16 protein-coding genes, 1 tRNA gene and 1 pseudogene are annotated in these 25,988 nt (G+C 72.8%); 9 read left to right on the forward strand and 9 right to left on the reverse strand.

Going from position 1 to position 25,988, the window contains the following annotated elements; translation table 11 throughout:
* Nucleotides 1–100: 100 nt before the first annotated feature.
* The gene (locus tag AB0927_RS10600; protein ID WP_366667176.1) at nucleotides 101–2,326 is read right to left on the reverse strand and encodes an N-6 DNA methylase; all 2,226 of its coding nucleotides are present in this window, start codon (nucleotides 2,324–2,326) and stop codon (nucleotides 101–103) included.
* 273 nt (nucleotides 2,327–2,599) lie between these two features.
* Here AB0927_RS10600 and AB0927_RS10605 point away from each other — a divergent pair, with 273 nt between their 5' ends.
* From AB0927_RS10605 to AB0927_RS10615, 3 genes are all read left to right on the forward strand, one after another.
* Entirely contained in the window at nucleotides 2,600–3,307 is a 708-nt protein-coding gene (locus AB0927_RS10605) for a hypothetical protein (RefSeq protein ID WP_366667177.1), read from the forward strand.
* A gap of 72 nt (nucleotides 3,308–3,379) precedes the next feature.
* Nucleotides 3,380–5,137, forward strand: a complete 1,758-nt coding sequence (locus AB0927_RS10610) for a M48 family metalloprotease (protein WP_366667178.1) — start codon at nucleotides 3,380–3,382, stop codon at nucleotides 5,135–5,137.
* A 55-nt stretch (nucleotides 5,138–5,192) separates the two neighbouring features.
* On the forward strand, nucleotides 5,193–6,305 hold the full coding sequence (locus AB0927_RS10615; protein ID WP_366667179.1) for a hypothetical protein: 1,113 nt from the start codon (nucleotides 5,193–5,195) through the stop codon (nucleotides 6,303–6,305).
* Nucleotides 6,306–6,377: 72 nt separating this feature from the next.
* On the opposite strand, the gene AB0927_RS10620 is transcribed toward AB0927_RS10615, so the two are convergent.
* The 7 genes from AB0927_RS10620 to AB0927_RS10650 all read right to left on the reverse strand — a co-directional run bounded on the left by AB0927_RS10620 (nucleotide 6,378) and on the right by AB0927_RS10650 (nucleotide 19,695).
* On the reverse strand, nucleotides 6,378–7,094 hold the full coding sequence (locus AB0927_RS10620; RefSeq protein ID WP_366667180.1) for an HNH endonuclease family protein: 717 nt from the start codon (nucleotides 7,092–7,094) through the stop codon (nucleotides 6,378–6,380).
* A 213-nt stretch (nucleotides 7,095–7,307) separates the two neighbouring features.
* Nucleotides 7,308–10,841 carry a transcription-repair coupling factor gene (mfd, locus tag AB0927_RS10625; protein WP_366667181.1) on the reverse strand — a complete coding sequence of 1,178 codons (3,534 nt, stop codon included), beginning with the start codon at nucleotides 10,839–10,841 and terminating at the stop codon, nucleotides 7,308–7,310.
* A 241-nt stretch (nucleotides 10,842–11,082) separates the two neighbouring features.
* Complete coding sequence (locus AB0927_RS10630; RefSeq protein WP_366667182.1) at nucleotides 11,083–13,665, reverse strand: FtsX-like permease family protein; 2,583 nt, start codon at nucleotides 13,663–13,665, stop codon at nucleotides 11,083–11,085.
* Nucleotides 13,662–14,450 (reverse strand): ABC transporter ATP-binding protein, encoded by a 789-nt coding sequence (locus tag AB0927_RS10635; RefSeq protein WP_366667183.1) that lies wholly within the window; start codon nucleotides 14,448–14,450, stop codon nucleotides 13,662–13,664. The genes AB0927_RS10630 and AB0927_RS10635 overlap by 4 nt, the downstream gene beginning before the upstream one ends.
* A gap of 461 nt (nucleotides 14,451–14,911) precedes the next feature.
* Nucleotides 14,912–15,784, reverse strand: a complete 873-nt coding sequence (locus AB0927_RS10640) for a cellulose-binding protein (RefSeq protein ID WP_366667339.1) — start codon at nucleotides 15,782–15,784, stop codon at nucleotides 14,912–14,914.
* Nucleotides 15,785–15,953: 169 nt separating this feature from the next.
* Nucleotides 15,954–18,662, reverse strand: coding sequence for an SUKH-4 family immunity protein (locus tag AB0927_RS10645; protein WP_366667184.1), 2,709 nt, complete (start codon nucleotides 18,660–18,662; stop codon nucleotides 15,954–15,956).
* Between the two features lie 10 nt (nucleotides 18,663–18,672).
* Nucleotides 18,673–19,695 (reverse strand): SMI1/KNR4 family protein, encoded by a 1,023-nt coding sequence (locus tag AB0927_RS10650; RefSeq protein ID WP_366667340.1) that lies wholly within the window; start codon nucleotides 19,693–19,695, stop codon nucleotides 18,673–18,675.
* A 284-nt stretch (nucleotides 19,696–19,979) separates the two neighbouring features.
* Between AB0927_RS10650 and AB0927_RS10655 the strand changes: the two genes are divergently transcribed.
* Nucleotides 19,980–20,492, forward strand: a complete 513-nt coding sequence (locus AB0927_RS10655) for a YwqJ-related putative deaminase (RefSeq protein WP_366667185.1) — start codon at nucleotides 19,980–19,982, stop codon at nucleotides 20,490–20,492.
* A gap of 49 nt (nucleotides 20,493–20,541) precedes the next feature.
* Nucleotides 20,542–21,036 carry an SUKH-3 domain-containing protein gene (locus tag AB0927_RS10660; protein ID WP_366667186.1) on the forward strand — a complete coding sequence of 165 codons (495 nt, stop codon included), beginning with the start codon at nucleotides 20,542–20,544 and terminating at the stop codon, nucleotides 21,034–21,036.
* Nucleotides 21,037–21,146: 110 nt separating this feature from the next.
* Here the strand turns inward: AB0927_RS10660 and AB0927_RS10665 are convergent, their stop codons facing one another.
* A complete protein-coding gene (locus tag AB0927_RS10665) occupies nucleotides 21,147–22,472 on the reverse strand; it encodes a histidine kinase (protein WP_366667187.1) in 1,326 nt (441 codons plus the stop codon).
* A gap of 166 nt (nucleotides 22,473–22,638) precedes the next feature.
* Between AB0927_RS10665 and AB0927_RS10670 the strand changes: the two are divergent.
* The 4 genes and pseudogenes from AB0927_RS10670 to AB0927_RS10685 form a co-directional block, all read left to right on the forward strand.
* Nucleotides 22,639–23,027: pseudogene (locus tag AB0927_RS10670) on the forward strand (hypothetical protein); the annotation flags it as partial.
* A 95-nt stretch (nucleotides 23,028–23,122) separates the two neighbouring features.
* A tRNA-Gln gene (locus AB0927_RS10675) sits at nucleotides 23,123–23,194 on the forward strand.
* Between the two features lie 117 nt (nucleotides 23,195–23,311).
* Nucleotides 23,312–24,760, forward strand: a complete 1,449-nt coding sequence (gene glmU, locus AB0927_RS10680; protein ID WP_366667188.1) for a bifunctional UDP-N-acetylglucosamine diphosphorylase/glucosamine-1-phosphate N-acetyltransferase GlmU — start codon at nucleotides 23,312–23,314, stop codon at nucleotides 24,758–24,760.
* A gap of 155 nt (nucleotides 24,761–24,915) precedes the next feature.
* Nucleotides 24,916–25,896: a ribose-phosphate diphosphokinase gene (locus tag AB0927_RS10685; protein ID WP_366667189.1), complete on the forward strand. Its 981-nt coding sequence runs from the start codon at nucleotides 24,916–24,918 to the stop codon at nucleotides 25,894–25,896.
* The last annotated feature ends 92 nt before the right edge of the window (nucleotides 25,897–25,988 follow it).

The following is a 25,988-nucleotide window of genomic DNA, read 5'->3' on the forward strand; positions in this document are numbered from 1 at the left end:
GCTGCTCCTGTTGCCTGAAGTCCCTGAAACGAGCGTGTGGATCGAGCATATGGCCCGGTACCGACAACACATCCGGGCTCTATCAAACCGTTGCCCGCGCTCAGTCGGGAGCGACGGTGCCGTCGGTGAGGCCGTCGTACATCCCGCGCACCAGGTGGTCCCCGAGCCGGCTCGCGTGGCGCAGCGCCCGCTCGAACTCGTCCAGGGCACGGAACCGGGCGCCGTAGCGGCGCTGCTCCTCCAGCGGCAGCCGGGGCAGCTGGAGCCGGCGCACGTCGAGGCGGGTGGCGGTGGAGGCGTAGCTGCTGGCCTGCCGGTTGTTGGCGGTGCCGCGCAGGAACCCGGCGAGGAACCAGGGGTCGAGCGCCGTGCGGTCGGGGCGCAGGAGGACGAGGTTGCGCCCCAGGGCGGCGCCCGCCGTCGCCTCCTCGATCACGCGCGCCACCGAGCCGCCGCCGAGCACCGGTACGACGACGTCGCCCGGCTCGGTCAGCACGGCCTCCTCGTCGCTCTCGGGGAGCGTGCCCGAGGGCGTGGTGGCGGTGAGGACGTCCGTGTCGGTGAGCACGGGCAGGCGCGCGTGGCCGCCGTTTCCGCCGTTGCGCATCACGAGTGCGCCGGCGCGCGCGAGTTCGCCGATGGTGGTGAGCGGCCAGCGCGCGGGCGCGGCCGGGTCGGCGGCCGGCGGGGTGAGGTCGGTGGTCAGGCGCAGCGTCTCGCCGAGGCGTTCGCGCACCGCGGCGAGCTGCTCGGCGCCGTCGGCCACGGCGGGCGGCGGCAGATGGCGGGCGGGCGCGAGGTCCACGTCGTCGTCGAGGAGTTCGATGACCGGCATCGAACGGGCCAGGCCCGGCTGCTCCGCCAGCCGCCCCGCGCGCGTGAAGGCGCGCCAGGCGTCCAGGACGGCGTCGCGCACCGCCGCCCAGTCCGGGCCCCCGCGCCCCTCCCCGGCGAACTGCCCGGTGTCCATGAGCAGCACCTCGGGCGAGGCCGGACTCCGCTCGGGCCGGCGCAGCACCCAGACGTGCAGCGGGATGTTGTACGGCGGCGCCGCGCCGACCGGTAGCGCGAGCACCGCCCGCAGCGCGCCCCGGCGCAGCAGATCGGCGCGGATCCGGCGCCCGGAGCGGCGGGAGGCGGCGGCCGGCGGCATCAGCAGGACGGCCGTGCCGCCGTCGGTGAGCCGGGCCAGGGCGTGCTGCACCCAGGCCAGTTCCGACTCGGTGCGCGCCGGGAAGCCGTACTCCCAGCGGGGGTCGTAGGCGAGTTCGTCGTGGCCCCAGTTGCGCTCGTTGAACGGCGGGTGGCACAGCACGGCGTCGGCGCGCAGTTCCGGGAAGGCGTCGGCGCGCAGGGCGTCCCCGGCGGCGGCGCGCACGCCGGCGCGCGAGTGCAGCGCGAGCCGCAGCGCGGTGAGCGCGGCGAGGTCGGGGGCGCTGTCCTGGGCGTGCAGCCGCTGCTCGGGGCGGGTGTCCACGGCGCGCAGCAGGGCGCCGGTGCCGCACGCCGGGTCCAGGACGCTGCGGGCGGGACCGGCCAGGTCGGCCATCAGGGCGGCGAGTTCGGAGGGGGTGAGCGTGTACTGGCGGGGGTGGGCGTCCAGGTGCCGGCCCAGGAGGAACTCGAAGGCCTGCCGCGCCCCCGACTCGGCGGCGAGTTCGGCGGCACCGCGCAGGAGGGGGGCGGAGGGGAGCAGCGGGGGCGGGGTGTCCACGACGGTGTCGGCGGGCTGCGCACCGGGGGCCGCCGGTGCCCTGTTCACACCGGGGGCCGCCAGTGCCGCGTTCACACCGGGAGTCGCCGGTGTTGTGTTCACACCAGGGTTCGCCGATCTCTCGTTCACCGCCTGGGGGTCCTCCGGCGTGTTCACACCCGCCGCCGCGCCGCCCCCGCTCGCGCCGCCGCCCCCGGGCATCAGCACTCCGGCCAGCTCGCCGAGCCGCGGGGTCAGCACCCGTTCCAGCGCGGTCGGCAGCAGCCGGGCCAGGCGCTCGTCGGAGCCGGCGCTCGCCTCCAGCCAGACGGTGGGGCGTTCATGGATCAGCAGCAGCGCGCAGCCGGCGTGCACCAGTGCCGTGAGCGGGCCCTCGGGATGTCCCGCGAGCTGCTGCCAGACCCGTTCGCGCAACGGGACTTCGGCGAGTTTTCCCTGCTTGCGCAGCCAGTCCTCGACCTCGGCGAGCGCGAAGGACGGGCTGGTCTCGGTGCCGCCGACCGGCTTGGGGAAATCGGCGTGCCGGCGGCGCCAGTTGCTGACGGCGGCCCGGCCCACTCCGGCGAGCCGCGCGATTCCGGCCGCGGTCACCTCTGTCGCCTGATCCTGCACCGGCCCCGCTCCCCTCGTCCCGTTTGCGCCGAGCATACCGGCGTACACAAGATCCCTGCATTCACGGCGTGTTCATCAGCGGCCTCAATGAACGGTGTTGACTCGGTTCACAGGCTCTGCTGTTATTGACCCAGCGAACGAGCGGTCACCGCAGGGGAAGACCGCCGTTCAGGGGAGGCCGCCACTCCTCTCACTCATCCGTCCGGACCCGCGCCGGACGCGGTACGGCACGCCGTACACACTTCTCCGTTCCGCCAGCCCTGAAGGACTGTCATGCGTCTCTCGTCCCGTGCCGCCACGCTGCTCGCCGTCGCGGCGGCCCTGCCCCTGGCCCTCACCGCCTGCTCCTCCGGTTCCACGGACTCCTCCGCCCCGAGCGCCAAGCAGACCAAGGCGAAGGACCCCAACGCCGGTCTGGCCACGGGCACGCAGCTGAAGAAGGCGCTGGCGCCCGCCTCGGCCTTCCCGGCCGGGTTCGCCATCGAGACCGACAACTCCGCGGACAGCGGTGCCCAGCTCATCACCCCCTCCGCCAGGAAGACCGGCAAGCCGGACTGCACCAAGCTGGAGGCCACGTCCTGGATCCAGGTGACCGGGTACGAGGACAGCGCCTCGTTCGCGCAGAACGACTACGTGAACGCGCAGAAGACCGAGGAACTCGCGCAGGAGATAGACGAGTTCCCGGGCGCCCAGGGGACGGCCGTGATGAAGCAGCTCGCGACCGTCGCCACCGAGTGCGCCACGTTCACGGACACCAGTGAGCACGCCACGGTGAAGGTCGCGGGCAAGGCCACCGCGGGGCTCGGGGACGAGGCGTACACGATCACGCTGACGAGCGGAAAGTGGCAGAACGGCACCACCCTCGTCGCGGCCCGCTCCGGCAGCTCCGTGGTCACCGTGCTGTCCACGGCGGGCAACGACAACGGCGCCGCGTCCGCCAAGAAGCTGACGACGACGCTCCTGGCCGCGCTGAAGAAGTAACCCCGCGCGCGGACGTCCGTCCCGTCCTCCCCGAAGGATCCGATGCGAAGGATGCCGATGCGAAGGACGCCGATGCGAAGGACGCCGACGCCTCACCGCCCCGCCGGCCCCGCGGCCGCGGACAGGGCCGCGGAGGAGCGTGGCGCGCCGGGAGCCTCCCCGCGCGCCGCGCTCGCCCTCGCCCTGCTGCTCGGGTTCTATCTGCTGGCCCTGCTCCTCCTGGTCGCCGTGGCGGTCCTGGACGTCGTCCTGGCCCGGGGCACCTTCACCGTCGTCACCGTCGAGGGCTACCTCGGCTCGCTGGCCGTCGCCTGGTGCGCGGTGCGGGTCGTCCTGCTCAGCCGGGCGCCCGAGGAGGGGCGGGCCGGACCGCCGGGACTGACCCTGACGCCACGGGAACAGCCGGAGCTGTGGCGGCACGTGCACGACCTGGCCGAGCGGGTGGGCACGCGGCCGCCCGGGGAGATACGGATCGTCCCGGGCGCCGTCGCCATGGTGCAGGAGGACGCCCGGTCGCTCGGGCTGGTCCCGGGCGAACGGCGGCTCTTCCTCGGCGTGGCCCTGCTGCTGGGCCTGCCCGAGGCCGAGCTGGACGCCGTACTCGGACACGAGCTGGGCCATTACGCCCATCACGACACCCGCCTCGGCAACCTGGTGGCGGCGCTGCGCGGCCGGCTGGTGCACACCGTGGCCACGCTGCGGGAGCGGGCCGCGCGCGAGGAGGCCGAGGAGAAGGCGCGGTTCGCCGCGAAGGCCGCCCGGCGCCGGGCGGAGGGCAGGCCGCCGCCGATGCGCCGGGCGCACACCCGGGGCCCGGACCACTACCTGGCCCTCGTCTTCACCGCGTACGCCAGGCTGTGCCTGCGGCTGACCGAGGCGGTCAGCCGCCGTCAGGAGTACGCGGCCGACCTGGTCGCCGCCCGGATCGCCGGTCCGGACACCACGGCCGGCGCGCTGCGCCGCATCCCCGCGCTGGAAGCGGCCGACAGCCTCTACCTGAACAGCTACGCCCTGATGGGCTGGGACGCCGGACTGCTGCCGCCGGAGGGACAGTTCTACGGCGGGTTCGCCCTCCTGCTCGCGGACGGCACCCGCCGAACCCGGCTTGCGGAACTGGCGCGGGAACCGCTGCCGGAGGAGATCTCCGAGGAACGGTCCCCGTACGACTCCCACCCGCCCACGGCCGACCGCGTCCGGGCGCTGGAGGCGATCCCCCAAGACGGCCTTGCCCGCACCCCCGTACGGCGCCCGGCCGCCGCCCTGCTCCAAACGCCCGAGCGCCTGCTGGCCGACCTGGAACGGGCCACGCTCAGCCCGGAGGCGCTGGCCAAGCGGCGGGTTCCCTGGGCCGAACTGCCCTGGCAGGCGCACCGGGAGACCCTCGCGCGGGAGGCGGAACCGCTGCTGGCGGCCATGGCCGGACTGACCGGCACCAGGGCCGCCCCCGGCGCCGCGTCCCTGCACCACCTCCTGGACCTGCTCGACCACGGGCTGCTGCACGACCTCGCCGCCCGGCTGCCGCAGTCCGAGCAGGCCGCCCGCAGCAGTGGCCGGGCGGCGCGCGAGTTCGCCCGGACGGCCTTCCGCTCGGCCCTGCGCCGGCTGGCCCTGCTCGCCGCGCTGGAGACGGGGCTGTGCCGCTGGGAACTGTGCTGGGCGGGGCCCCCGGTGCGACAGACGGCCCCCGCGTGGTTCACCGGGGACCTGCCGAAGGCACTGGACCAGGCGGTGGCCGAGCCGGCCGTCACGGCTCCGTTGCGTACCCTGCTGCGCGGCAGTTCCCACGGACCGTTCGACGGCACCGGGCCCGCACCCCGCACCCTGGCCTGACGGCCGCACTCCCCGGTCACCTCCCCAGGCGGCCCCGAACCCCGAAAGACCCGGTATGAACGTCCTGATCGACATAGCCGGCGCCGGCGCCCTCGTCTACGCGGCCGTCACCATCCCGCGCAACGCCCGCAAGGCACGCGCCCAGCGGGCCGAGGAGAAGGCCAAGGCGCCGGTCACCATCGACGCGGCCGCGTACGGCCTGGTGCCGGCCGCGCAGCTCGACAAGCGGTACGCGGGCCCCGACCCCGAGGCCGACGCGGTGGCCGCGGCCGCGCTCGCCGGTGACTGGCGGCGAGCCGCCGGCTACCTCGCCGAGGCGGGCCGCGACTGGGACCTGCGCTGGTACCGGACCGGCATCCTGGTGCACGCCGCCGTGGAGGACGACACCTGGGTCAAGGCCTGGCGCACGGAGTACCCCGACGACCCGTCCGCCGCGCTGGTGCACGCCGACGCGCTCGTCTCGCTCGCGGGCAAGGTCCGCGGCGCGAAGCTGGCGAAGCAGACCACGTCCGAGCAGTTCGAGGGCTTCCACCGGCTGCTGGCCGAGGCGCTGCCCGCCTGCCGGGAGGCCGCGCGGATGGCGCCCGAGGACCCCTGCCCCTGGATCGCGCAGATCACCATCGCCCTGGGCCTCGGCTGGTCGCACGACGACTTCCGGGCGCTGTGGGCCGAGATCACCGCGCGCGACCCGCACCACTTCGGCGCCCACGTCAGCGCCCTCCAGTACTGGTGCGCCAAGTGGCGCGGCTCGCACGAACTGATGTACGCGTTCGCCGAGCAGGCCGCGGCCGCCGCCCCGCCCGGCAGCCTGCTGCCCGTCCTGCGCCTGTACGCCCTGTACGAGCACGCCGTCCGCGAGCCCGATGAGCCCGTGTACGCCCAGCCGTTCGTCGACCCGGCCATCGACGCCACCCTGGACGCCGTGGACCGGGTCCCCGCCGGGCACCACCGGCTGCCGGTGGCACGGCACCTGCTGGCCAAGATGCTGTTCCAGAAGAAGCGGTACGCGGAGGCGGTGGAGCAGTTCCGGGCGGTCGGCGGCTACATCGGCAGCGTGCCCTGGACCTACTCCGCCGACCCAGTGAAGGCCTTCGTCCACGCCCGCACCAACACCTTCGTCTCCTGGGAGAAGGCCGGCCGCCCGGCCCCGCCGCCCCGCGTCCGCTGACGGACGCCGCCGGAGCCCTCGGTACTCGGCCGGCGGCGGCTCCGGCGGCTCCGGCTGTGGTTCGGCCGGGTCCTAGCGCGCCTTGAAGCGTGCCGGGGCCTCGGTCGGGTTGCCTCCGGAGGGCAGCTTCTGGTTCGGGCAGGCGGCGAGGACCTTCTTCATCGCCGCCTGCTCGCCGGAGGTCACCCACAGGCCGTACTTCTTCTTCACCGCCACCTGGGTCGCCACGTAGGAACAGCGGTAGTCCTTGTCCGGCGGCAGCCAGGTGGCCGCGTCGCCGTCGCCCTTGCCGCGGTTGGCGCTCGCGTCGACCGCGATCAGGTTGAGCGGGTCGTTGGCCAGCGCGATCCGCTTGCCCGCGTCCCAGTACTTGGCGCCCTTCTGCCAGGCGTCCGAGAGGGCGACGACATGGTCGATGTCGACCTTGCTGGCGCCGCGCCGGTAGGTGATCTCCTTGCCCGAGTACGGGTCCGGGTCCAGCAGTCCGTAGGAGACCTTGCAGGTGCCGCCGGTGAACTTCACGTTCTTCAGGTCGCGTTTGAGGATGTCGTCCCGGGTGTCGCAGGAGTTGGAGTCCGTGTCCGCCCAGGCGCTGCCGAACCGCTCCCGGGAGTAACCGGTCTTCGGGGCACGCCCCTTGACGGGCAGCGCCTCGGCGGCGGTCAGCACGACGCCGCCGCCGCTCTTCTCCTCGGGTCCCGAAGCCCCCTTGTCCTGCCCTGACTCGCAGCCCGCCACGGCGACCAGTACGACCACCGCGCCGACGGCACCGCTTTTCAGACGCGTCATGCCACGCCCCCCTCGCTCGCCCTGTGGGTCCGCCCTCGGAAGCGGGGCGGATCGTTCCGCCCCTTACGGTAACTGCCCGCTCCAGAGCGGCAGATGGGCCCGAAAGGGAGAATTCAGGGGCAAGCGGGGCGTGCGGTGGGGCACCCGGCGGCCGAGGAGCGGCGCACGGACGGAAAGTCCGTGCGCCGGCTCACACCCGTGGTCCCGGCGGGGTCACGATCCCAGCACCGACGCCAGGAACTCGCCCACCCACGCCAGCAGTTCGCGCCCGACCAGCGGCTTGCCGCCCACCTTCGCGGTCTTCGGGCGGGGCACCAGCACCTGGTGCACGGCCGGCTTGATGACCGTACCGGGGTACAGCCGCTTCAGGCGCAGCTCCTGCGACTCGCGCAGCTCGACGGGGGCGAAGCGGATGTTGGTGCCCTGAAGGACGATCTCGCCGACGCCGCACGCCCGCGCGAGCATCCGCAGCCCGGCCACCAGCAGCAGGTTCTCCACCGGCTCGGGCAGCTTGCCGTAGCGGTCGGTGAGCTCCTCGCGGACCGCCTTGACGTCCTCCTCCGAGTTGGCGGAGGCGATGGCGCGGTAGGCCTGAAGGCGCAGCCGCTCGCCGGGCGCGTAGTCGTGCGGGACGTGCGCGTCGACGGGCAGCTCGATCTTGACCTCCAGCGGGGCCTCTTCCTCGACCTGTCCGGTCTCCAGCTGCCGCCGGTAGTCCGCGACGGCCTCGCCGACCATCCGCACGTACAGGTCGAAGCCGACGCCCGCGATGTGCCCGGACTGCTCGCCGCCGAGCAGATTGCCCGCGCCGCGGATCTCCAGGTCCTTCATGGCGACGTACATGCCCGCACCCATCTCGGTGTGCTGGGCGATGGTCGCCAGCCGCTCGTGGGCGGTCTCGGTGAGCGGCTTCTCCGGCGGGTACAGGAAGTACGCGTACCCGCGCTCGCGGCCACGGCCGACCCGGCCGCGCAACTGGTGCAGCTGGGAGAGGCCGAAGGTGTCGCCGCGCTCCACGATCAGGGTGTTGGCGTTGGAGATGTCGATGCCGGACTCCACGATGGTGGTGGAGACGAGGACGTCGGACTTCTTCCCCCAGAAGTCGACCACGACCTGTTCCAGCGCCGCCTCCGACATCTGGCCGTGCGCGGTGGCGATGCGGGCCTCGGGCACGATCTCGCGCAGCCGGGCCGCCGCGCGGTCGATGGACTCGACCCGGTTGTGGATGTAGAAGACCTGGCCCTCGCGCAGCAGTTCACGGCGGATGGCGGCGCCGATCTGCCTCTCCTCGTAGGGCCCCACGAAGGTGAGCACCGGGTGGCGCTCCTCGGGCGGGGTGGTGATGGTCGACATCTCGCGGATGCCGGTGACCGCCATCTCCAGGGTGCGCGGGATGGGGGTGGCGGACATGGTGAGCACGTCCACGTTGGCGCGCAGCTTCTTCAGCTGCTCCTTGTGCTCGACACCGAAGCGCTGCTCCTCGTCCACGATGACCAGGCCCAGGTCCTTGAACTTGGTCTCGGAGGAGAACAGCCGGTGGGTGCCGATGACGACGTCCACCGAGCCCTCGCGCAGGCCCTCCAGGACGGCCTTGGCCTCGGTGTCGGTCTGGAACCGGGAGAGCGCCCTCACCTTGACCGGAAACTGCCCGTACCGCTCGGAGAACGTCCCGAAGTGCTGCTGCACCAGCAGGGTCGTCGGCACGAGCACCGCGACCTGCTTGCCGTCCTGTACGGCCTTGAAGGCGGCCCGCACCGCGATCTCGGTCTTGCCGTAGCCGACGTCGCCGCAGATCAGGCGGTCCATGGGGACCGACTTCTCCATGTCGTCCTTGACCTCGGCGATGGTGGTGAGCTGGTCCGGGGTCTCGGCGTAGGGGAAGGCGTCCTCCAGCTCGCGCTGCCAGGGCGTGTCGGCGCCGAAGGCGTGGCCGGGGGCGGCCATGCGGGCGCTGTAGAGCTTGATCAGGTCGGCGGCGATCTCCTTGACCGCCTTCTTGGCGCGCGCCTTGGTCTTCGTCCAGTCCGCGCCGCCCAGGCGGTGCAGGGTGGGTGCCTCGCCGCCGACGTACTTGGTGATCTGCTCCAGCTGGTCGGTGGGGATGTAGAGGCGGTCGCCGGGCTGGCCGCGCTTGGCGGGGGCGTACTCCACGACCAGGTACTCGCGGGTGGCGCCCTGCACGGTGCGCTGCACCATCTCGATGTAGCGGCCCACGCCGTGCTGTTCGTGGACGATGTAGTCGCCCGGCTCCAGGGTGAGCGGGTCGATGGTCTTGCGGCGGCGGGCGGGCATCCGGGCGCCGTCGCGGCTCGCGGTGCGCTGTCCGGACAGGTCGGTCTCGGTGAGCACGGCGAGCTTGAGCCCCGGGTCCACGAGGCCGTACTCGATCGAGCCGCAGGAGACGTGCACGACGGAGGGGCTCAGCTCGCCGAGGTCGGTGTCCATGCGGGCGGCGATGCCCTCGCTGCCGAGCACCTCGACGGTGCGGGAGGCTGGGCCGTGGCCCTCGGTGACGAACACCATGCGCCAGCCGTCGGCGAGCCAGCCCTTGGTGTCGGCGAGCGCCCTGGCGGTGTCGCCGCGGTAGGTGTCGGGCGCGTGCATGCCCAGCTTCAGGGTGTCCGCGTCCAGCTCCTCGCCGGCCGCGAAGGGCGAGACGGACCACCACATCATGTCCAGCTCGCGCGCCCGGTCACGGACGTCGGCGATGGACCGCAGGGAGGCCGCGCCGACGTCGATCGGGGCCTCGCCACCGCCCGCGGTCGCCGCCCAGGAGGCCTGGAGGAACTCCTGGCTGGTCGCCACCAGGTCGGCGGCGCGGGTACGGACCCGCTCGGGGTCGCAGACCACGGTCATCGCGCCCGGCGGCAGCACGTCGAGGAGCAGCTCCATGTCGTCCACCAGGACCGGGGCGAGGGACTCCATGCCCTCGACCGCGATGCCCTCGGCGATCTTGTTCAGGAGTTCGCCCAGCTCCGGGTGCTCCTCGGCGAGCACCCGCGCGCGTTCGCGCACGTCCGCGGTGAGCAGCAGCTCGCGGCAGGGCGGCGCCCACAGGCCGTGCTCGGCGACCTCAAGGGAGCGCTGGTCGGCGACCTTGAAGTAGCGGATCTCCTCGACGTCGTCGCCCCAGAACTCGATGCGCAGGGGGTGTTCCTCGGTGGGCGGGAAGACGTCCAGGATGCCGCCGCGCACCGCGAACTCGCCGCGCTTCTCCACCAGCTCCACCCGCGCGTAGGCCGCGGCCGCGAGGGCCTCCACGACCTCGTTCAGATCGGCGCTCTGACCGGTGCGCAGGGCCACGGGCTCCAGGTCGCCGAGGCCCTTGACCTGCGGCTGGAGCACGGATCGTACGGGCGCGACGACGACGGAGACCGGGCCGGTCTCGGGGTCGTCCGCGCGGGGGTGGGCGAGGCGGCGCAGCACGGCGAGGCGCCGGCCGACGGTGTCGCTGCGGGGGCTGAGCCGCTCGTGCGGCAGCGTCTCCCAGGAGGGGTACTCCGCGACTCCCTCCGCGGGCAGCAGCGAACGCAGCGCCGCCGCCAGGTCCTCGGCCTCGCGTCCGGTCGCCGTGACCGCGAGCACGGGGCGGCCGCTCTCGCGCGCCAGTCCCGCGATCGCGAGGGGACGGGCCGCCGGGGGGCCGACCAGGTCGACGTGCATGCGGTTGCCGTCCGCGGCCGCTGTGATCGCTTCCGCGAGGGCGGGGTCCTTGACGACGGCGTCGAGCAGACCGTGCAGGCTCATGGGGCTTTCCGTCCAGGGTGGGCAACGCAAGTAGCCCGGCGCGGGGCGCGACCGGGGGTGTCCAGCGTACGTCGCCTCCGGGGCTGCCGCCGGAGCCTGTGGACAACCCCGCCTCCCGCCGCCGCATCGGGGGGCGGCGAAACGCCGGAACCCGGTACCGGGAAGTCCTCCAGGACTCCCCGGCACCGGGCGCTCCCCCGCAACCCCCGTATGCGGTGGTCGTCGGCCCCGCCCATGGCGGCTAGTCCGTCGCGATGGCGTTCAGGATGTTCATGCGGCCGGCGCGGAAGGCGGGGATGAGGGCGGCGAAGAGGCCCACGAAGGCCGAGCCGATGAAGACGGCGATGATCGTCGGCCAGGGGATGTCCAGGATGTGCAGCCCCTCCAGGGCGAGGAGCTGCTGGGCGGTCGCCCCCCAGCCCATGCCGAGGCCGAGGCCGAGCAGGGCGCCGAAGACGGCGATCACCACGGACTCCAGGCGGATCATGCGCCGCAGCTGGCGGCGGGAGAGACCGATGGCCCGCATCAGGCCTATCTCCCGGGTCCGCTCGACCACCGACAGCGCCAGGGTGTTCACCACACCGAGGACCGCGACGATGATCGCCAGGGCCAGCAGACCGTAGATCATGTTGAGCAGCTGGCTGATCTGGTCCTTCATCGCCTGCTTGTAGTCGGTCTGGTCTCGCACGGTCAGCGCCGGGTCGGCGCGCAGCGTCCGCTTCAGCGACGCGTAGGCGGCGGCCTGCTGTCCGTCCTTGGCGGTGGCGAAGACCATCTGGTCCAGCGGCATCCTGTCGGCCGGCACGTACGTCGCGGCGGTCGCGATGGAGGCGTACATCGCGCCCTTGTCGATCACGACGTCGTCGCTGGTGATGGCGCGCACCGTCAGCTTGGCGGCCCTGCCGTCCTTGAAGCCGACCGTGACCGTGGAGCCGAGCTTGATGCCGTGCTCCTTGGCGAAGCCCTCGAAGACGGACATGGAGTCGGGCCGGAAGGCGTCGGCGAGGCCGCCGGCGACCGTCTTGGTGCGCAGGTCCTTCGCGTAGGTGGCGTCGGCGGCGTTGATCGTCTCGTTCTTGACGACCTTGCCGTCCGGGGTGCTCAGCGTCGCGTCGAGGAGCTTGTACTCGGTGACCCGCTCAAGACCCGGCGTGGCCTTGATCTGCCGCACCGTCTGCGGCTTGACGAAGGTGAACTCCTGGTCGCCCTGGATGATGAAGTCCGTGCCGACGGTCTTGTCCAGCTGGTCGGTGGCCGAGGCCACCATCGAGGAGCTGACCACCGACAGGCAGGCCACCAGGGCGAGGCCGATCATCAGGGCGGCGCCGGTGGCGCCGGTGCGGCGCGGGTTACGCAGCGCGTTGCGCTCCGCCATCCGGCCGACCGGGCCGAAGACCCGCAGGATGACCGCGCCGAGGACGCGGACCAGAGCGCCGGCGAGCAGCGGGCCGATGACGACGAAGCCGACCAGGGTGAGCAGCACGCCGACGCCCAGCAGACCCGAGCCGGACTTGGCCTTGTCGGCGTTGGCGGCGGCGTACAGGCTCCAGGCGCCGGCGCCGGTGAGCACCAGGCCGAGCACGGCGCGCACGACACCGGCCTTGGCGTCGCCCGGGGCGCCGGAGTCGCGCAGGGCCGCCATCGGGGAGACCTTGCCCGCCCGGCGGGCGGGCAGGTAGGCCGCGAGGACGGTGACCACGACACCCAGCAGCAGGCCGAGCGCGGGGGTGGTCCAGGCGATCGTCAGGTCGTCGGTGGACAGCTCCATGCCCATGCCGCTCATGAGTTTCATCAGGCCGACCGCGATGCCGACGCCCGCGCCGACACCGAGCACGGAGCCGAACACGCCGAGCAGCAGCGCCTCGACCAGCACGGAGCGGTTGACCTGCCTGCGGGAGGAGCCGATGGCGCGCATCAGGCCGATCTCCCTGGTGCGCTGGGCGACCAGCATGGAGAAGGTGTTGATGATCAGGAAGATGCCCACCAGGAAGGCGATCCCGGCGAAGCCGAGCATCGCGTACTTCATGACGCTCAGGAAGCTCTCGACGCTCTTCTGGTTGGCGTCGGCGACCTCCTTGGCGGTGCGCACCTTGTAGCCGTGGCCCAGGGCGGCCGTGACGTTCTTCTTCACCTGGTCGTCCGTCATGCCCCGGGCGGCGGTGACATTGACGTCGGTGTAGACGCCGGTGCGGCCGATCAGGGTCTGCTGGGCGGTCCTGGTGTCCAGGTAGAAGACCGCCGCGCCGGGGTTGGTCACCTTGAAGGCGGCGATGCCGGACACACGGGCGTGGTGGGTGCCCACGACCGAGATCACGCCGATGTCGTCGCCCAGCTTCAGGTGGTGCTTGTCGGCGGTGCCCTTGTCGACCATCACCTGGTCCGGGCCCTTGGGCGCCGCACCGGTGGTGATCTCCATGGTGCGGGCGTCATTGCCGTTCCAGCTGCCCACGATGGTCGGGGCGCCGCTGCTCGGCGACAGCTTGTCCTTCCGGGCGTCGATCACCGTCACCGAGGTGGAGAACACGGTGCCCTCGGCCGACCGCACACCCCGCGCACCGCGGATGGTGCCGACGACGGAGGCCGGCATGACCGGCGGCTTGCCGGTGCGGGACGTGGTCTGGCCGGTGTCGGAGGCACCCCCGGCGCTGACGGTGACGTCCGAGGAGGTCGCCTGGAACAGCTTGTCGAAGGTGGTGTTCATCGTGTCGGTGAACACCAGGGTCCCGGTGACGAAGGCCACCGACAGCAGGACCGCGACCGCCGAGAGCGCCATGCGGCCCTTGTGCGCGAAGAAGTTGCGCAGCGAGGTCTTCATGACACTCATGACGTACGCCCCCGGGCGTCGAAGTCCTTCATGCGGTCCAGGACCTGATCGGCCGTCGGCTGGAGCATCTCGTCCACGATCCGGCCGTCGGCCAGGTACAGCACCCGGTCCGCGTACGAGGCGGCGACCGGGTCGTGGGTCACCATCACGATGGTCTGGCCCAGCTCGTCCACCGAGCGGCGCAGGAAGCCCAGCACCTCGGCGCCCGCGCGCGAATCCAGGTTTCCGGTCGGCTCGTCGCCGAAGATGATCTCCGGTCGGGCGGCGAGCGCGCGGGCCACGGCGACGCGCTGCTGCTGACCACCGGACAACTGGGTCGGCCGGTGCTTGAGCCGGCCGGCGAGGCCGACGGTCTCCACCACGCGGTCGAGCCAGGCGCGGTCGGGCTTGCGGCCGGCTATGTCCATCGGCAGCGTGATGTTCTCGATGGCGTTCAGCGTCGGCAGCAGGTTGAACGCCTGGAAGATGAAGCCGATCCGGTCCCGGCGCAGCTGGGTCAGCTTCTTGTCCTTCAGGCCGGTGATCTCGGTCTCGGCCAGATGGATCTGACCGCTCGTCACCGTGTCCAGTCCCGCGAGGCAGTGCATCAGCGTGGACTTGCCGGACCCCGAGGGGCCCATGATCGCGGTGAACTGGCCTCTGGCGATGTCCACGTCGACATGGTCCAGGGCGACGACACGGGTCTCCCCGGATCCGTACGCCTTCACGACCTGCCGCGCCCGCGCGGCAACGGCCGTCAGCCCTCCAGTGCCCCCGTGCCTGGGAATGGTCACAGCCGATGTCACGGTATGTCTCCTATATCGGTCGGCAGATGCGTGTGCGCGCCCCGGGTTCCGGAGCATGCGGGTCCCGGCCACGTCGTGTGCGGTGCTGCCCGCGCCGTGCGTGGTTCCGGCTACATCGATGAGTCTCGCCCCCGGCGAGGGTGCGGCGCGCTGGTGCGGAGCCCCCTCTTCGGCAGGGGGAAAACCCCACCCCTCCAGTCGGGCCGGCCGCCCCCCAGCGGCGCGAAGCCAGCTTAAGAAACACCCCCGCCCCGGCTCGTCCTCCGCCGGAACGACCCCTCCCCGACCCCTGATACGGAGGTACCCCTAGGGGACCCCCGCCCTCAGACGGAGCCGTCTCAGGGTTCGCCTCCACCCCCGGACGCACAACGCCTCCACCCGCACGGGCGGTTCCCCGCGCCCCGACTGCCGGCCCCCGCGCTCCTCCGGGCGTCCCTCCGCTCCGGGCGACGAGCGCCCGGCTACTCCACGACCGCCTGGCCCGTCAGCGCGGTCAGTCTGCTGCGCACGTGGTCCATGTGGGCCTGCACGTCGTCCCAGGCCGCGCTGTGTTCGCGCAGGACCCGTTCCGTCTCGTGGGCGATACGCTCGGCGCGGGCGCGCGCGTCGGCGAGGATCGCGGCCGCGCGGCCGACCGACTCCTCCACGCACCGGCGGGCGTACTCCTCGGCCTCCCGCAACGCCGCCGCCGCGGCGGCCACTTCCGCCTCGGCCCGCGCCTCCAGCCCGGCCTGGCGCGCCTCCAGAGCCGCCACCGCCTCGACCGCCTCGCGCTCGGCCGCCGCCCAGCGCTCGGCCCGCTCCCGGGACCGGTCGGCGAGCAGGTCCGCGGTGCGCCGCCGTACCTCGCGCAGCGCCTCCAAGGACTCCTTGCGGCCCTCCTTCACGGCGCGCCGCGCGCCGACCCGTAGGTCGTCGGCCTCGGCACGGGCGGCGAGCAGGAGCCGGCGGGCGCGTTCGTCGGCCTCCGCACGCAGCGCCTGCGCCGCCTCCACCGCCGTCCTGCGGATCTCCTCGGCTTCCGCCTCCGCCCGCGCGACCCGCTCCCGCGCCTCGTCCCGCGCACGCTCCCGGAGCTGCCGCGCCTCCTCCAGCGCGAGCCGGAACAACTGCCGGGCGCCGTCGTCGAGCGTGTCGTACTCCTGCGGCCGGAGTCGGGAGACGACCTCGCGCAGCCGCGCGGCCTCCGCCGCCATGTCCTTGGCCAGCACGGTCAGCCGCGCGACGCGTTCCCACGCGGCGTCCCGGTCCCCGGACAGCGCCTCCAGATACGCGTCGACCTGCCCGGGACGGTAACCACGCCCCCGGACGGTCGCGAAGCCCTGCGGCGGCATCCATGCGCTGCTCACCTCGGGAACCCCTCTCCGACGGACATGCACGACAGCAAGAGTTCGCGCACATCGTGACGGATCAGGTGTAACTGTTCATAACGCGACACTCCGCAGCCGTGTCACGGGCGGAGTGCCGCGGTTCACCCTCCCCGGGCCGTTCCCGCGGGCCGGACTACAGCAGCCCGTCCCACATCTGCTCCAGCAGCACCGACCACCAGCTCTCCGGCGAACCCAGCGCCGCCGGGTCCAGCGCGGCCAGCTGCGCCTGGAAGTCGACGGTCCAACGGCCCGCCTGCTCCTGGTTCAGCCCGTACCGCAGCCGCCACATCCGGCCCAGCAGCGCCAGACAGCGCGCGAACTCCGGCAGCCCGGTGTTCACGAACTGCGGCGGCACCGGCGCACCGCCCGGACCGGCCTCCACCGGCACTGCCACGATGTTCGCCGTCCCGTACTGCACACACAGCGCCTTGCCGAAGTCCGTACCCATCACGAGGTACGACCCCGCGTCCGCCGCCGGCTGCACCCCGCGCTCGGCCGCCAGCTCCGCCAGCGTCGGCACCGGACGGCCCGGCTGCGCCTGCGCCCAGAAGAACGGGCCCATGTCCACCGGCAGTCCGGCCACCACCAGGGTGTGCGCCACGACCGGCGGCACTCCCTGCCGCGACACCGCCTGCTGCTCGAACCGGAAGACTCCGGGCCCGAACGCCGCCGCCAGCTCCTGCCCGACGGCCTCCGGCGGCACCGGCGGCGCGACCTGCACCGGCGGCAACGGCGCCCGCACCGGCGCGGGCCGCGCGGGACCGTCCGCCACCTGGTGCAACTCACCCTGATGGGCCAGCAGCTGCCGCATCCCCTGCTGCCGGCTCGCGTGGTCCGCGCCGTACGGCGCGATGCTCGTGATCCGCGCCTGCGGCCACTGCTCCCGGATCATCCGCGCGCAGTAGGCACCCGGCAGCTCGCACGACTCCAGCTCCGTGTGCAGCTCCAGCACCTGGTCCGGCGGCACGTTCATCGACCGCAGCTCGTGGAAGATCTGCCACTCCGGATGCGGCGTGCCCGGCGCCGAACGCCGGATCAGCTGCTGCTCCGAACCGTCCTGCGCGCGGTAGCGCAGCACCGCCTGGTAGCCGGGGCCGACCGTCGGCTGCCCGCCCTGCGGATACCCGTACGCCGCGGGCTGCCCCGGCATGGGGGCGGCCATCCCGGCGGGGGGCATCGGCGGCGGACCACCGGGAACCCCGGGGGGCATGCCCGGAGCACCGGGAGCGGCCGGCGGCGGGGGCGCGCCTGGCCCGCCCACGGGGGGCGCCGCCAGCATGGTCTCCGCCTGGTGTACGGCAGCACGGGCACCGGGCCCCGCGGGGGCACCCGGCATGCCCGGGGCCGCAGGGGGCTGGGGCGCGCCGGGGGCGGCGGGCATGCCGGGAGGACCCGGAACGCCGGGCGGGGCCGGCGCGTTGGGCGGGGCCGGGACACCAGGCGGGGTCGGCACACCGGGCGGGGTCGGCGTCCCCGGGGGCGCGGGAGGCGCCGGAGGCCGGGGGGCGCCAGGGCCCATCTGACTGGGATCGGCCAGCATCGTGGCCGCGTGGTGCACGCCGCCCGGAGGCGTCGTGGGCGGCGTGGGAGCACCGGGCGCACCCGGAGCGCCAGGAACACCCGGAACACCCGGAACACCCGGAGCACCCGGCGTACCGTCCTGCCCCTCAAGCCCCTCCGGCCCGAGCGCGGACACCATGCGCGTCGGCACGTACCCACCCGACGACGCGCCCGGCGTCCCCGGGGCGCCCGGCGGCGGAGGCGGCGCCCCCACCCCGCCGCGCGCCTTCTTCGGCGGCGGCGCGGCCTTGCTCGTCGCGGCGTCCGCGATGTCCCCGGCGTTCGGCGCGAGCCGGCGCTCGGACGCACCCGGATCAGCCGCACCCCCCGGACCCGCCGGAGGCTGCGGCGCGTTCGGGGCGCCCGGCGCCTGCGGGTAGCCGTAGACCGGCGCACCGGGCGCAGGAGTGTCGGAGCCCGCCGGCGCCTGCGGATAGCCGTAGGCCGGGGCGCCCGGAACCGGCGGCGGGGGCGGGGCACTGCCCTGCGGCACACCGGGCACCGGAGGAGGCGTACTCCCCGCCGGCGCGCCCGGCGCACCACCGGGAACGGGCGAACCACCCTGTACGCCCGGCGCGTTCGGCACGTCCAGCGCCGGTGCGACCGTCGTGCGCGGCAACTGGCTGCCGCCCGACATCAGCGCCGTCTTCGCGTCCGGCACGGAGGCCGGCGGCCGCGGCACGTCGTCGGAACCGCCGAGCGGCGGCGCGAACACCGTCGCGGGCAACGGCACCGAACGGTCGTCGTCCTCACCGCCACGCCCGTTCGTGTCCGTACCCGCCCACGGGGTCGCCCCCACGGGCGCGTCCACCGGAGCGGGAGCGGGGGGAGACACCGGCGCAGGGGCAGGCGCAGGGGCAGGAGCCGCGGGCTCGGCCGGCTCGGCCGACTGCCGCCGCTCCCCTATCCCCATCTTGTCCGCCGCCTCCTGCAACCACTCCGGCGGAGTCAGCAGGAACGACGTCTGATTCAGGTCCAACCGCGCCGCGGCCGGCGCCGGCACCGCGTCCTCGGGCCCGTCGGGACGGCCGTACTCCTCCTCGTACCGGCGGATCACCTCGCCCACCGGCAGCGCGGGCCACAGCGTGGCCTCACCGCTGTCCCGGGCGATGACCAGCCGCTGCGCGCCCGCGTCCGACCGCGGCCCCTCCGCCCGGTCCTCGCCCCACACCACGAACCCCAGCTCGAACTCCCGCACCCGCACCTCACGGTGCTGATACGCGGGCACATCGCCGTTGATCCACTCCTCGGCGCGCTCCTGCGCCTGCGCGTACGTCACCATCGCCGTCAGCTCACTCCCCCACCGGGCCGGAAGACACCGGGACGACACGCGCGAAACCGCCGTCCACCATCAGATTCGCCACCGTCTCCAACTCCGGCGGATTACCCGCCAGACGGGACAGGAAGGCATCGAAGTCGTCCCCGCACGGCAGCAGCAGACGCTCCACCCGCTCCGCCGGCGGCCACGACGGATCCACGTCCCGCACGTCGTCGTACGCGCAGAACCACACCGAACCGGTCCGCTCGCCCTTCACCTTCACCGCGAGCAACCCGCCCTGCACGAAAGCCACCCCGAGGTAGTCCTTCGTCAGATGGTCGCGCAGACACTTGTTCACATAGACCAGGTCGTTGACCGCGGCCTCGTCCCGCACCGTGAAGAACGGCTGGTCCACCAGCAGCCCCAGCCCGGCGTCCAACGCCGTGCCCACCGGAGCACAACCACCCGCCGCCTTCAGGAAGGCACGGTAGGCACCCGGCAACCGGTACCCCAGATCCTCCTCGACGCCCTGCACCTGCGCCTCGCTCACCGCCACACCCGACTTCGGCAGACCGAAATGCGCCGGCCGCGTCTCCTGCAACGGCCGCGTACCCCGCTTGCCGTGATCCACCGGCGCCGTCGCCACCCCACCGTGGTGCCGCAGCAACGCCTTCACGTCGACCGGGACCAACTCCAGCCGCCGCGTGCCCGCCACGTGATGCCACGTCCAGCCGTGCGGCGTCGCCACATCCGGCACCGTGTCCCACCACTCGTGCCCCGACGCCGCCAGCGCCGCGTTCGCCGACACGTAGTCCGTCAGCCGCAACTCGTCGACGCCGAAACCCTCCGGCGGCTCCGCGATCTCCACCGCCACCCGCGCGTACGGCGAGAAATCCGGGAACCCCCGCTCGTCGACCCGCACCCCACCGGGGTGACGCGCCGCCCGCACCGGATCCGGGAAGTGCACGACCTGCCCGGCATACGCCGCGTTCGGCGGCACGGCCTGTCCCCCCTGGCGGCCGGGAGGTGTCCCCAGCCCGAGCCGACCTGTCGTCATGGCGGTTGCCCCCTGGGCGTTCTCTTGAGCCTGAACGGCGGTGTCCATCACGGATGCCGACAGCCTAAGCGGTACCCGAACCCCGGTCACCGGCCCACCACATCCCCGCGCCACCCACCACGACCGCCACCCACCACCCCCACCCCACCTCCGTGACCGGCCGTCACCCCACCGTGACCGAACCCACCCCTCACGGGCGTGTCGCGCCGCCCCAGCTTCCGTGCGGCCCACGGCATTTGGCACCCTGTGTCCTTCGGGGGACAGCCCGGGGAGGGAAAGCCAACATGAATACCTTGCAGACCGGAGGTACCGACGTGCGCGCCGGCGACCCTCGCATCGGCTGGAGCGGCACCGAGACACCCGCCGCCCCCGCCCTCCGGCAACGCCGCGACGGCATCCTGCCCACCGTCGCCGCGGCCCTCTCCGTACACGGCACCACCCTCACCGGCACCGCCGCCCGCGGCGAGGACCCCCCCACCCTCCACCCCCTCGTCCAGGACTTCCTCGACACCCTCCCCAGCGGCCAACGCGACCGCTTCACCGGCCGCTGCGCCGAGGCCATCCTCATCTCCCGGCACCTCGCCGCCGCCGACGCCACCCGCAGCAAACGCGCCGCCCGCAAACCCATGACCAACGGCGAGGCCCGCAAAGCCCTCAAACACGCCAAGCTCACCGCCCGCCGCATACGCGAGGACGGCGACCCCCTGCACGGCAGCTTCGCCACCCCCTGCCGCGCGTGCACCGCCCTCATCGCCCACTTCGGCGTCCGCGTCGTCGACCCCACCGCCACCGGCTGACCGCACGGACACCCCGTACCACCCCACCAGCACGACGAACGAAGGGCAGATGCACCCCGACCGCACCTCCACCACGCGCTTCGCCGTACCCGTCGACGCCGCCCTGCGCGCCGCCGGCTGGCAACCCGGGCGCTGGGACATAAAGCAGGCCGAGATCTGGGCCGACACCCTGCGCGAACACACCTCACCCGCCGGCCACCAGCACACCGTCTTCCCCGCCGCCGTCGAGGCCTGGGCCGAATTCGGCGGCCTGCGCATCGCCCCCGGCGGCAACGGACGCCAGATCGCCCCCGCCACGCTCCACCTCGACCCCCTCAACGGCCGCCACCTCGCCCGCACCCTCGGCGACCTCGGCCGCGCCCTCGGCACCGAGCTCTGCCCCCTCGGCACCGAGCCCGACACCACCACCGCCCTCGCCATCGACGCCGAAGGCCGCGTCTACGCCCTCGACCACACCGGCGACTGGTACCTCGGCCCCGACATCGACCACGCCCTGGCCGCGCTCATCACGGGGATAGAACCGGTACGGCTCACGGCGGGGTGAGCACGGGCAGGGACCGAGGGCCGCGGAAGAAGAAGGGGACGAGGGCAGAACGGACCCCGGCCCGGACCCACGCCGGACCGAGGCCGGACCGGGCCGGGCCGGGCCGGGTCCTACGCCGCCGGGATCACCGCCGACACCCGGAAACCCCCCGCGTCCGTCGGACCCGACACGAACACCCCGCCCAGCGCCAGCACCCGCTCCCGCATCCCCAGCAGGCCATTGCCACCCGACGGCAGCCCCGCCGCCGACGCCGAGCCCGGCTCCAGCGGCGGCTCGTTCTCCACCTGCATCGCGATCTCCGACACCCGGTGCGCCAACCGCACATGCGTCTTCGCCCCCGCCGCATGCTTGTGCACGTTCGTCAGCGCCTCCTGCACCACCCGGTACGCCGTCTGCTCCACCTCCGCCGCATACGACCGCACCTCCCCCTCCACCGACAGGTCCACGGCCATCCCCGCCGCCGCCGACTGCCCCAGCAACTCCTCCAGCTCCGACAGACACGGCCCCTCGCCGGCCTCCTCGACCACCCGCGAAGCCGCCGCCGCGGCCGCCGCGGCCGCCTGGCCCACCGCCGCCAACGGCACCCCCACCGCCCGCCGGCCCGCGACCTGGTCCGCGTCTCCCGACCGCAGCACCCCGAGCATCTCCCGCAACTCCGTCAACGCCTGCCGGCCCATGTCCCCCACCAGCGCGGCGTTGCGCACCGCCTTCTCCGGATCCTTACGGGCCACCGCCTGCAACGCCGCCGCGTGCACCACCATCAGACTCACCCGGTGCGCGACCACGTCGTGCATCTCCCGCGCGATCCGCGTCCGCTCCTCGTTGCGCGCCCACTCGGCCCGCTCCTCCGCCCGCTCCGCGAGGAGCTGAAGCTCCCGCTCCAGGCTGTCCGCCCGCTCCCGCAGGCTCTCCATCAACCGCCGCCGCGCCCCCACGTACAGCCCCAGCAGCACCGGCGGAGCCGTCAGCCCCAACGCCGTCGCCACCGCGGCGAACGGCACGAACCAGTCACCGAGCGTCAGATCGCCCCGCGCCATGTCCTGCTGGACCCGTACGAACGTCACCACCGCCTTGCCCGCCAGCGCCATCCCCGACAGCACCCCGATCACCCGCCGCGGCACCTCCGCGGCGGCCAGCGTGTACAGGCCGACGATGCCCAGCAGGAAACCCATCTGCGCCGGGATCACCGCGATCCCCACCAGGACCACCGCGACCGGCCACTTGCGCCGCACCAGCAGCACCACACCGGCCACGACACCGAACAGGACGCCCGTCCACACCGGGATCCCCGCGTCCCGGGCGAAACCGATCCCCTCCGCGCCGCACTCCAGCGCGGACGCCAGCGCGAGCGCGCCGTCGAACACCGCGCTGCGCCGGCGTGGCCACCACCAAGGGCCGGTCAGCGCCCTGGCGTGCTCTTCCCCCGTCATGGTCATGCGTCCAGCCTACGGGCGACGGGTACGGCTTTTCCGGTGACTTTCGCCTACCTCCACACACCACACTCCGTGACCAGACGGCGTCGAAACCTCCCGCTATCCCTCGAACTGGTGAACTCGCTCCGTTCGATCCCGGAACCATGCATTCCGCCCGGACGGTATGCCCATGACGCACACCCACGGCAAATACGCCGACTTCGAGGGCCTGCGGGAGCGGGCGGTGGCGCTGCGGCGGGCGGGACTCAGCCTCCGGCAGATCCGCGATCAACTGAAGATCTTCAGGTCGAGCTGCGCTGCTCCAAGAGTTCGATCTCGCTGCGGGTACGGGACCTGCCGAAGCCAGAGTCGAAGTGCACGCCGGAAGAACAGCGGGCCCAGATGAACGCGGGGCTGGCAAAACTGCGGGCATCCCAGGACCGAGAGAGGGCGGCGGCGAAACAGGAGGCGGCAGCCGTCATCGGCGAACTGACAGACCGGGAACTCTTCGTCACGGGCGTCGCCCTCTACTGGGCAGAGGGTGCCAAGTCCAAGCGCCACCGCCGAGACAGGCAGAGCGCCGCCTTGTACCGTCGCATGGAAGGCGCTTGGTACGGCATAGTAGGAGGCGCCGTTCGACAGCCGGACCGAATGTCCGGTTTAGTCGAACATGTTCCCCCGTGGTGTAATTGGCAGCACTGTGGCTTTTGGTGCCATCTGTCCGGGTTCGAGTCCTGGCGGGGGAGCAACTGCCGAGTTCGGGTCCTGACCGGCCACCACCCCTCAGGGCCCGCCCCCATACCCCCCAAACCCCGCCCCGGTATCCTGCGGCTGTTCCCACCCTCAGAGCCGAAGGGCAAACCGTGAGTGCCATCCGCCCGGCAGCCGTCGTCGTTCTCGCAGCGGGTGAGGGCACCCGTATGAAGTCGGCGACACCGAAGGTGCTGCACCAGATCTGCGGCCGCTCCCTGGTGGGCCATGTGCTCGCCGCCGCCCGAGAGTTGAAGCCCGCGAACCTGGTCGTCGTCGTCGGCCACGCCCGCGAGCAGGTCACCGCGCACCTCACGGAGACCGACCCGGCCGTCCGCACCGCCGTGCAGGAGCAGCAGAACGGCACCGGACACGCCGTGCGGATGGGGCTGGAGGAGCTGGGCGGCCCGGTGACCGGCACCGTGGTCGTCGTCTGCGGGGACACCCCGCTGCTGACCGCCGAGACCCTTCAGCTGCTCACCCAGACCCACCACGCCGACGGCAACGCCGTGACCGTGCTGACCGCCGAGGTCCCGGACGCCACGGGTTACGGCCGGATCGTGCGGGACGAGGCCTCGGGCGCGGTGACCGCGATCGTGGAGCACAAGGACGCGAGCGAGGCCCAGCGGGCGATCCGGGAGATCAACAGCGGGGTGTTCGCGTTCGACGGGCGGCTGCTGGCGGACGCGCTGACGAAGGTGCGCAAGGACAACAGCCAGGGTGAGGAGTACCTGACGGACGTCCTGGGGATCCTGCGCGAGGCCGGGCACCGGGTCGGCGCGTCGGTGGCGGCCGACCACCGGGAGATCGCCGGAATCAACAACCGGGTGCAGCTGGCGGAGGCCCGCCGGATCCTGAACGACCGGCTGCTGACGCGGGCGATGCTGGACGGCGTCACCGTCGTGGACCCGGCGACCACCTGGGTGGACGTGACCGTGACGTTCGAGCGGGACGCGGTGGTGCATCCGGGCACGCAGCTCACCGGCACCACGCATCTCGCGGAGGGCGCGGAGGTCGGCCCCAACAGCCGGCTGAAGGACACCAAGGTGGGCGCGGGGGCGCGGGTGGACAACACCGTGTCGGACGGGGCCGTGGTGGGCGCGGACGCGAGCGTGGGGCCGTACGCCTATCTGCGTCCGGGGACGCGGCTCGGCGCGAAGGGCAAGATCGGGACGTACGTCGAGACGAAGAACGCGCGGATCGGTGAGGGCACGAAGGTGCCGCACCTGTCGTACGTGGGCGACGCGACGATCGGTGAGCACACGAACATCGGCGCGGCGAGCGTGTTCGTGAACTACGACGGTCAGGACAAGCACCACACCACGATCGGGTCTCATTGCCGTACGGGTTCGGACAACATGTTTGTGGCGCCTGTCACGGTCGGGGACGGCGCGTACACCGCCGCCGGGTCCGTGATCACGAAGGACGTGCCGCCCGGTTCGCTGGCCGTGGCCCGTGGTCAGCAGCGGAATATCGAGGGGTGGGTGGCGCGGAAGCGGCCGGGGAGCGCGGCGGCGAAGGCGGCCGGGGAGGCGTCCCGGCAGGGCGTTGACGAGGACTGACCGGAAACGAGTGCGTCAAACTCGGCGTACCGTGATAAGTGCACATCCGGACGTGTGCACCCGCACCCCTACCAGCTGATTCGGCCTCTCACGCTCGGACGGGAGGCCGGTCGAGCAGTCGGCTGGGTTGAGACAACCTCTGAGGAGACAGTGCTGTGACCGGGATCAAGACGACCGGCGAGAAGAAGATGATGTTCTTCTCCGGCCGCGCCCACCCCGAGCTTGCCGAGGAGGTCGCCCAGCAGCTGGGTGTCGGGGTCGTCCCGACGAAGGCCTTCGATTTCGCCAACGGTGAGATCTACGTTCGTTACCAGGAGTCGGCCCGCGGCGCGGACTGCTTCCTGATCCAGAGCCACACTGCTCCGATCAACAAGTGGATCATGGAGCAGCTGATCATGATCGACGCGCTGAAGCGTGCGTCGGCTCGCTCCATCACGGTGATCGTGCCGTTCTACGGTTACGCGCGCCAGGACAAGAAGCACCGGGGTCGTGAACCGATCTCGGCGCGTCTGATCGCGGATCTGATGAAGACGGCGGGTGCCGACCGGATTCTGACGGTGGATCTGCACACGGACCAGATCCAGGGCTTCTTCGACGGTCCGGTGGACCATCTGTTCGCGCTGCCGCTGCTGGCGGACTACGTGGCCGAGCAGGTGGACCGGAACAAGCTGACGGTGGTCTCGCCGGACGCGGGCCGGGTGCGGGTGGCGGACCGGTGGTGCGACCGGCTGGGTGCGCCGCTGGCGATCGTGCACAAGCGGCGTGACAAGGACGTGGCGAACCAGGTGACCGTCCACGAGGTCGTGGGTGAGGTCAAGGGCCGCGTGTGCGTGCTGGTGGACGACATGATCGACACCGGTGGCACGATCTGCGCCGCCGCGGACGCGCTGTTCGCGCACGGGGCCGAGGACGTCATCGTGACGGCGACGCACGGTGTGCTGTCGGGTCCGGCGGCGGACCGGCTGAAGAACTCGCGGGTGAGCGAGTTCGTGTTCACGAACACGCTGCCGACGCCGGCGGAGCTGGGCCGGGACCAGGACAAGATCACGGTGCTGTCGATCGCTCCGACGATCGCGCGTGCGGTGCGTGAGGTGTTCGAGGATGGTTCGGTGACCAGCCTCTTCGACGAGCAGTGAGGTTTCTGCCGGCCGGTCCTCCCGGCTAGCTGAAGATCGTTTTGGGTGCGGCCTCCCGGTCCGGGTAAACTTCTGGAGTTGCTCGGCGAGGG

Source organism: Streptomyces sp. NPDC048106 (assembly GCF_040706415.1).
GTDB lineage: Bacteria > Actinomycetota > Actinomycetes > Streptomycetales > Streptomycetaceae > Streptomyces.

Coding starts and splice junctions, on each gene's coding strand:
- AB0927_RS10610 (WP_366667178.1), top strand. CDS start 3,380: ATGCGAAGGACGCCGACGCCTCACCGCCCCGCCGGCCCCGCGGCCGCG.
- AB0927_RS10630 (WP_366667182.1), bottom strand. CDS start 13,665: ATGAGTGTCATGAAGACCTCGCTGCGCAACTTCTTCGCGCACAAGGGC.
- AB0927_RS10655 (WP_366667185.1), top strand. CDS start 19,980: ATGAATACCTTGCAGACCGGAGGTACCGACGTGCGCGCCGGCGACCCT.
- AB0927_RS10650 (WP_366667340.1), bottom strand. CDS start 19,695: ATGACGACAGGTCGGCTCGGGCTGGGGACACCTCCCGGCCGCCAGGGG.
- AB0927_RS10620 (WP_366667180.1), bottom strand. CDS start 7,094: ATGACGCGTCTGAAAAGCGGTGCCGTCGGCGCGGTGGTCGTACTGGTC.
- AB0927_RS10615 (WP_366667179.1), top strand. CDS start 5,193: ATGAACGTCCTGATCGACATAGCCGGCGCCGGCGCCCTCGTCTACGCG.
- AB0927_RS10660 (WP_366667186.1), top strand. CDS start 20,542: ATGCACCCCGACCGCACCTCCACCACGCGCTTCGCCGTACCCGTCGAC.
- AB0927_RS10605 (WP_366667177.1), top strand. CDS start 2,600: ATGCGTCTCTCGTCCCGTGCCGCCACGCTGCTCGCCGTCGCGGCGGCC.
- AB0927_RS10665 (WP_366667187.1), bottom strand. CDS start 22,472: ATGACCATGACGGGGGAAGAGCACGCCAGGGCGCTGACCGGCCCTTGG.
- AB0927_RS10645 (WP_366667184.1), bottom strand. CDS start 18,662: ATGGTGACGTACGCGCAGGCGCAGGAGCGCGCCGAGGAGTGGATCAAC.
- AB0927_RS10640 (WP_366667339.1), bottom strand. CDS start 15,784: ATGCCGCCGCAGGGCTTCGCGACCGTCCGGGGGCGTGGTTACCGTCCC.
- mfd (WP_366667181.1), bottom strand. CDS start 10,841: ATGAGCCTGCACGGTCTGCTCGACGCCGTCGTCAAGGACCCCGCCCTC.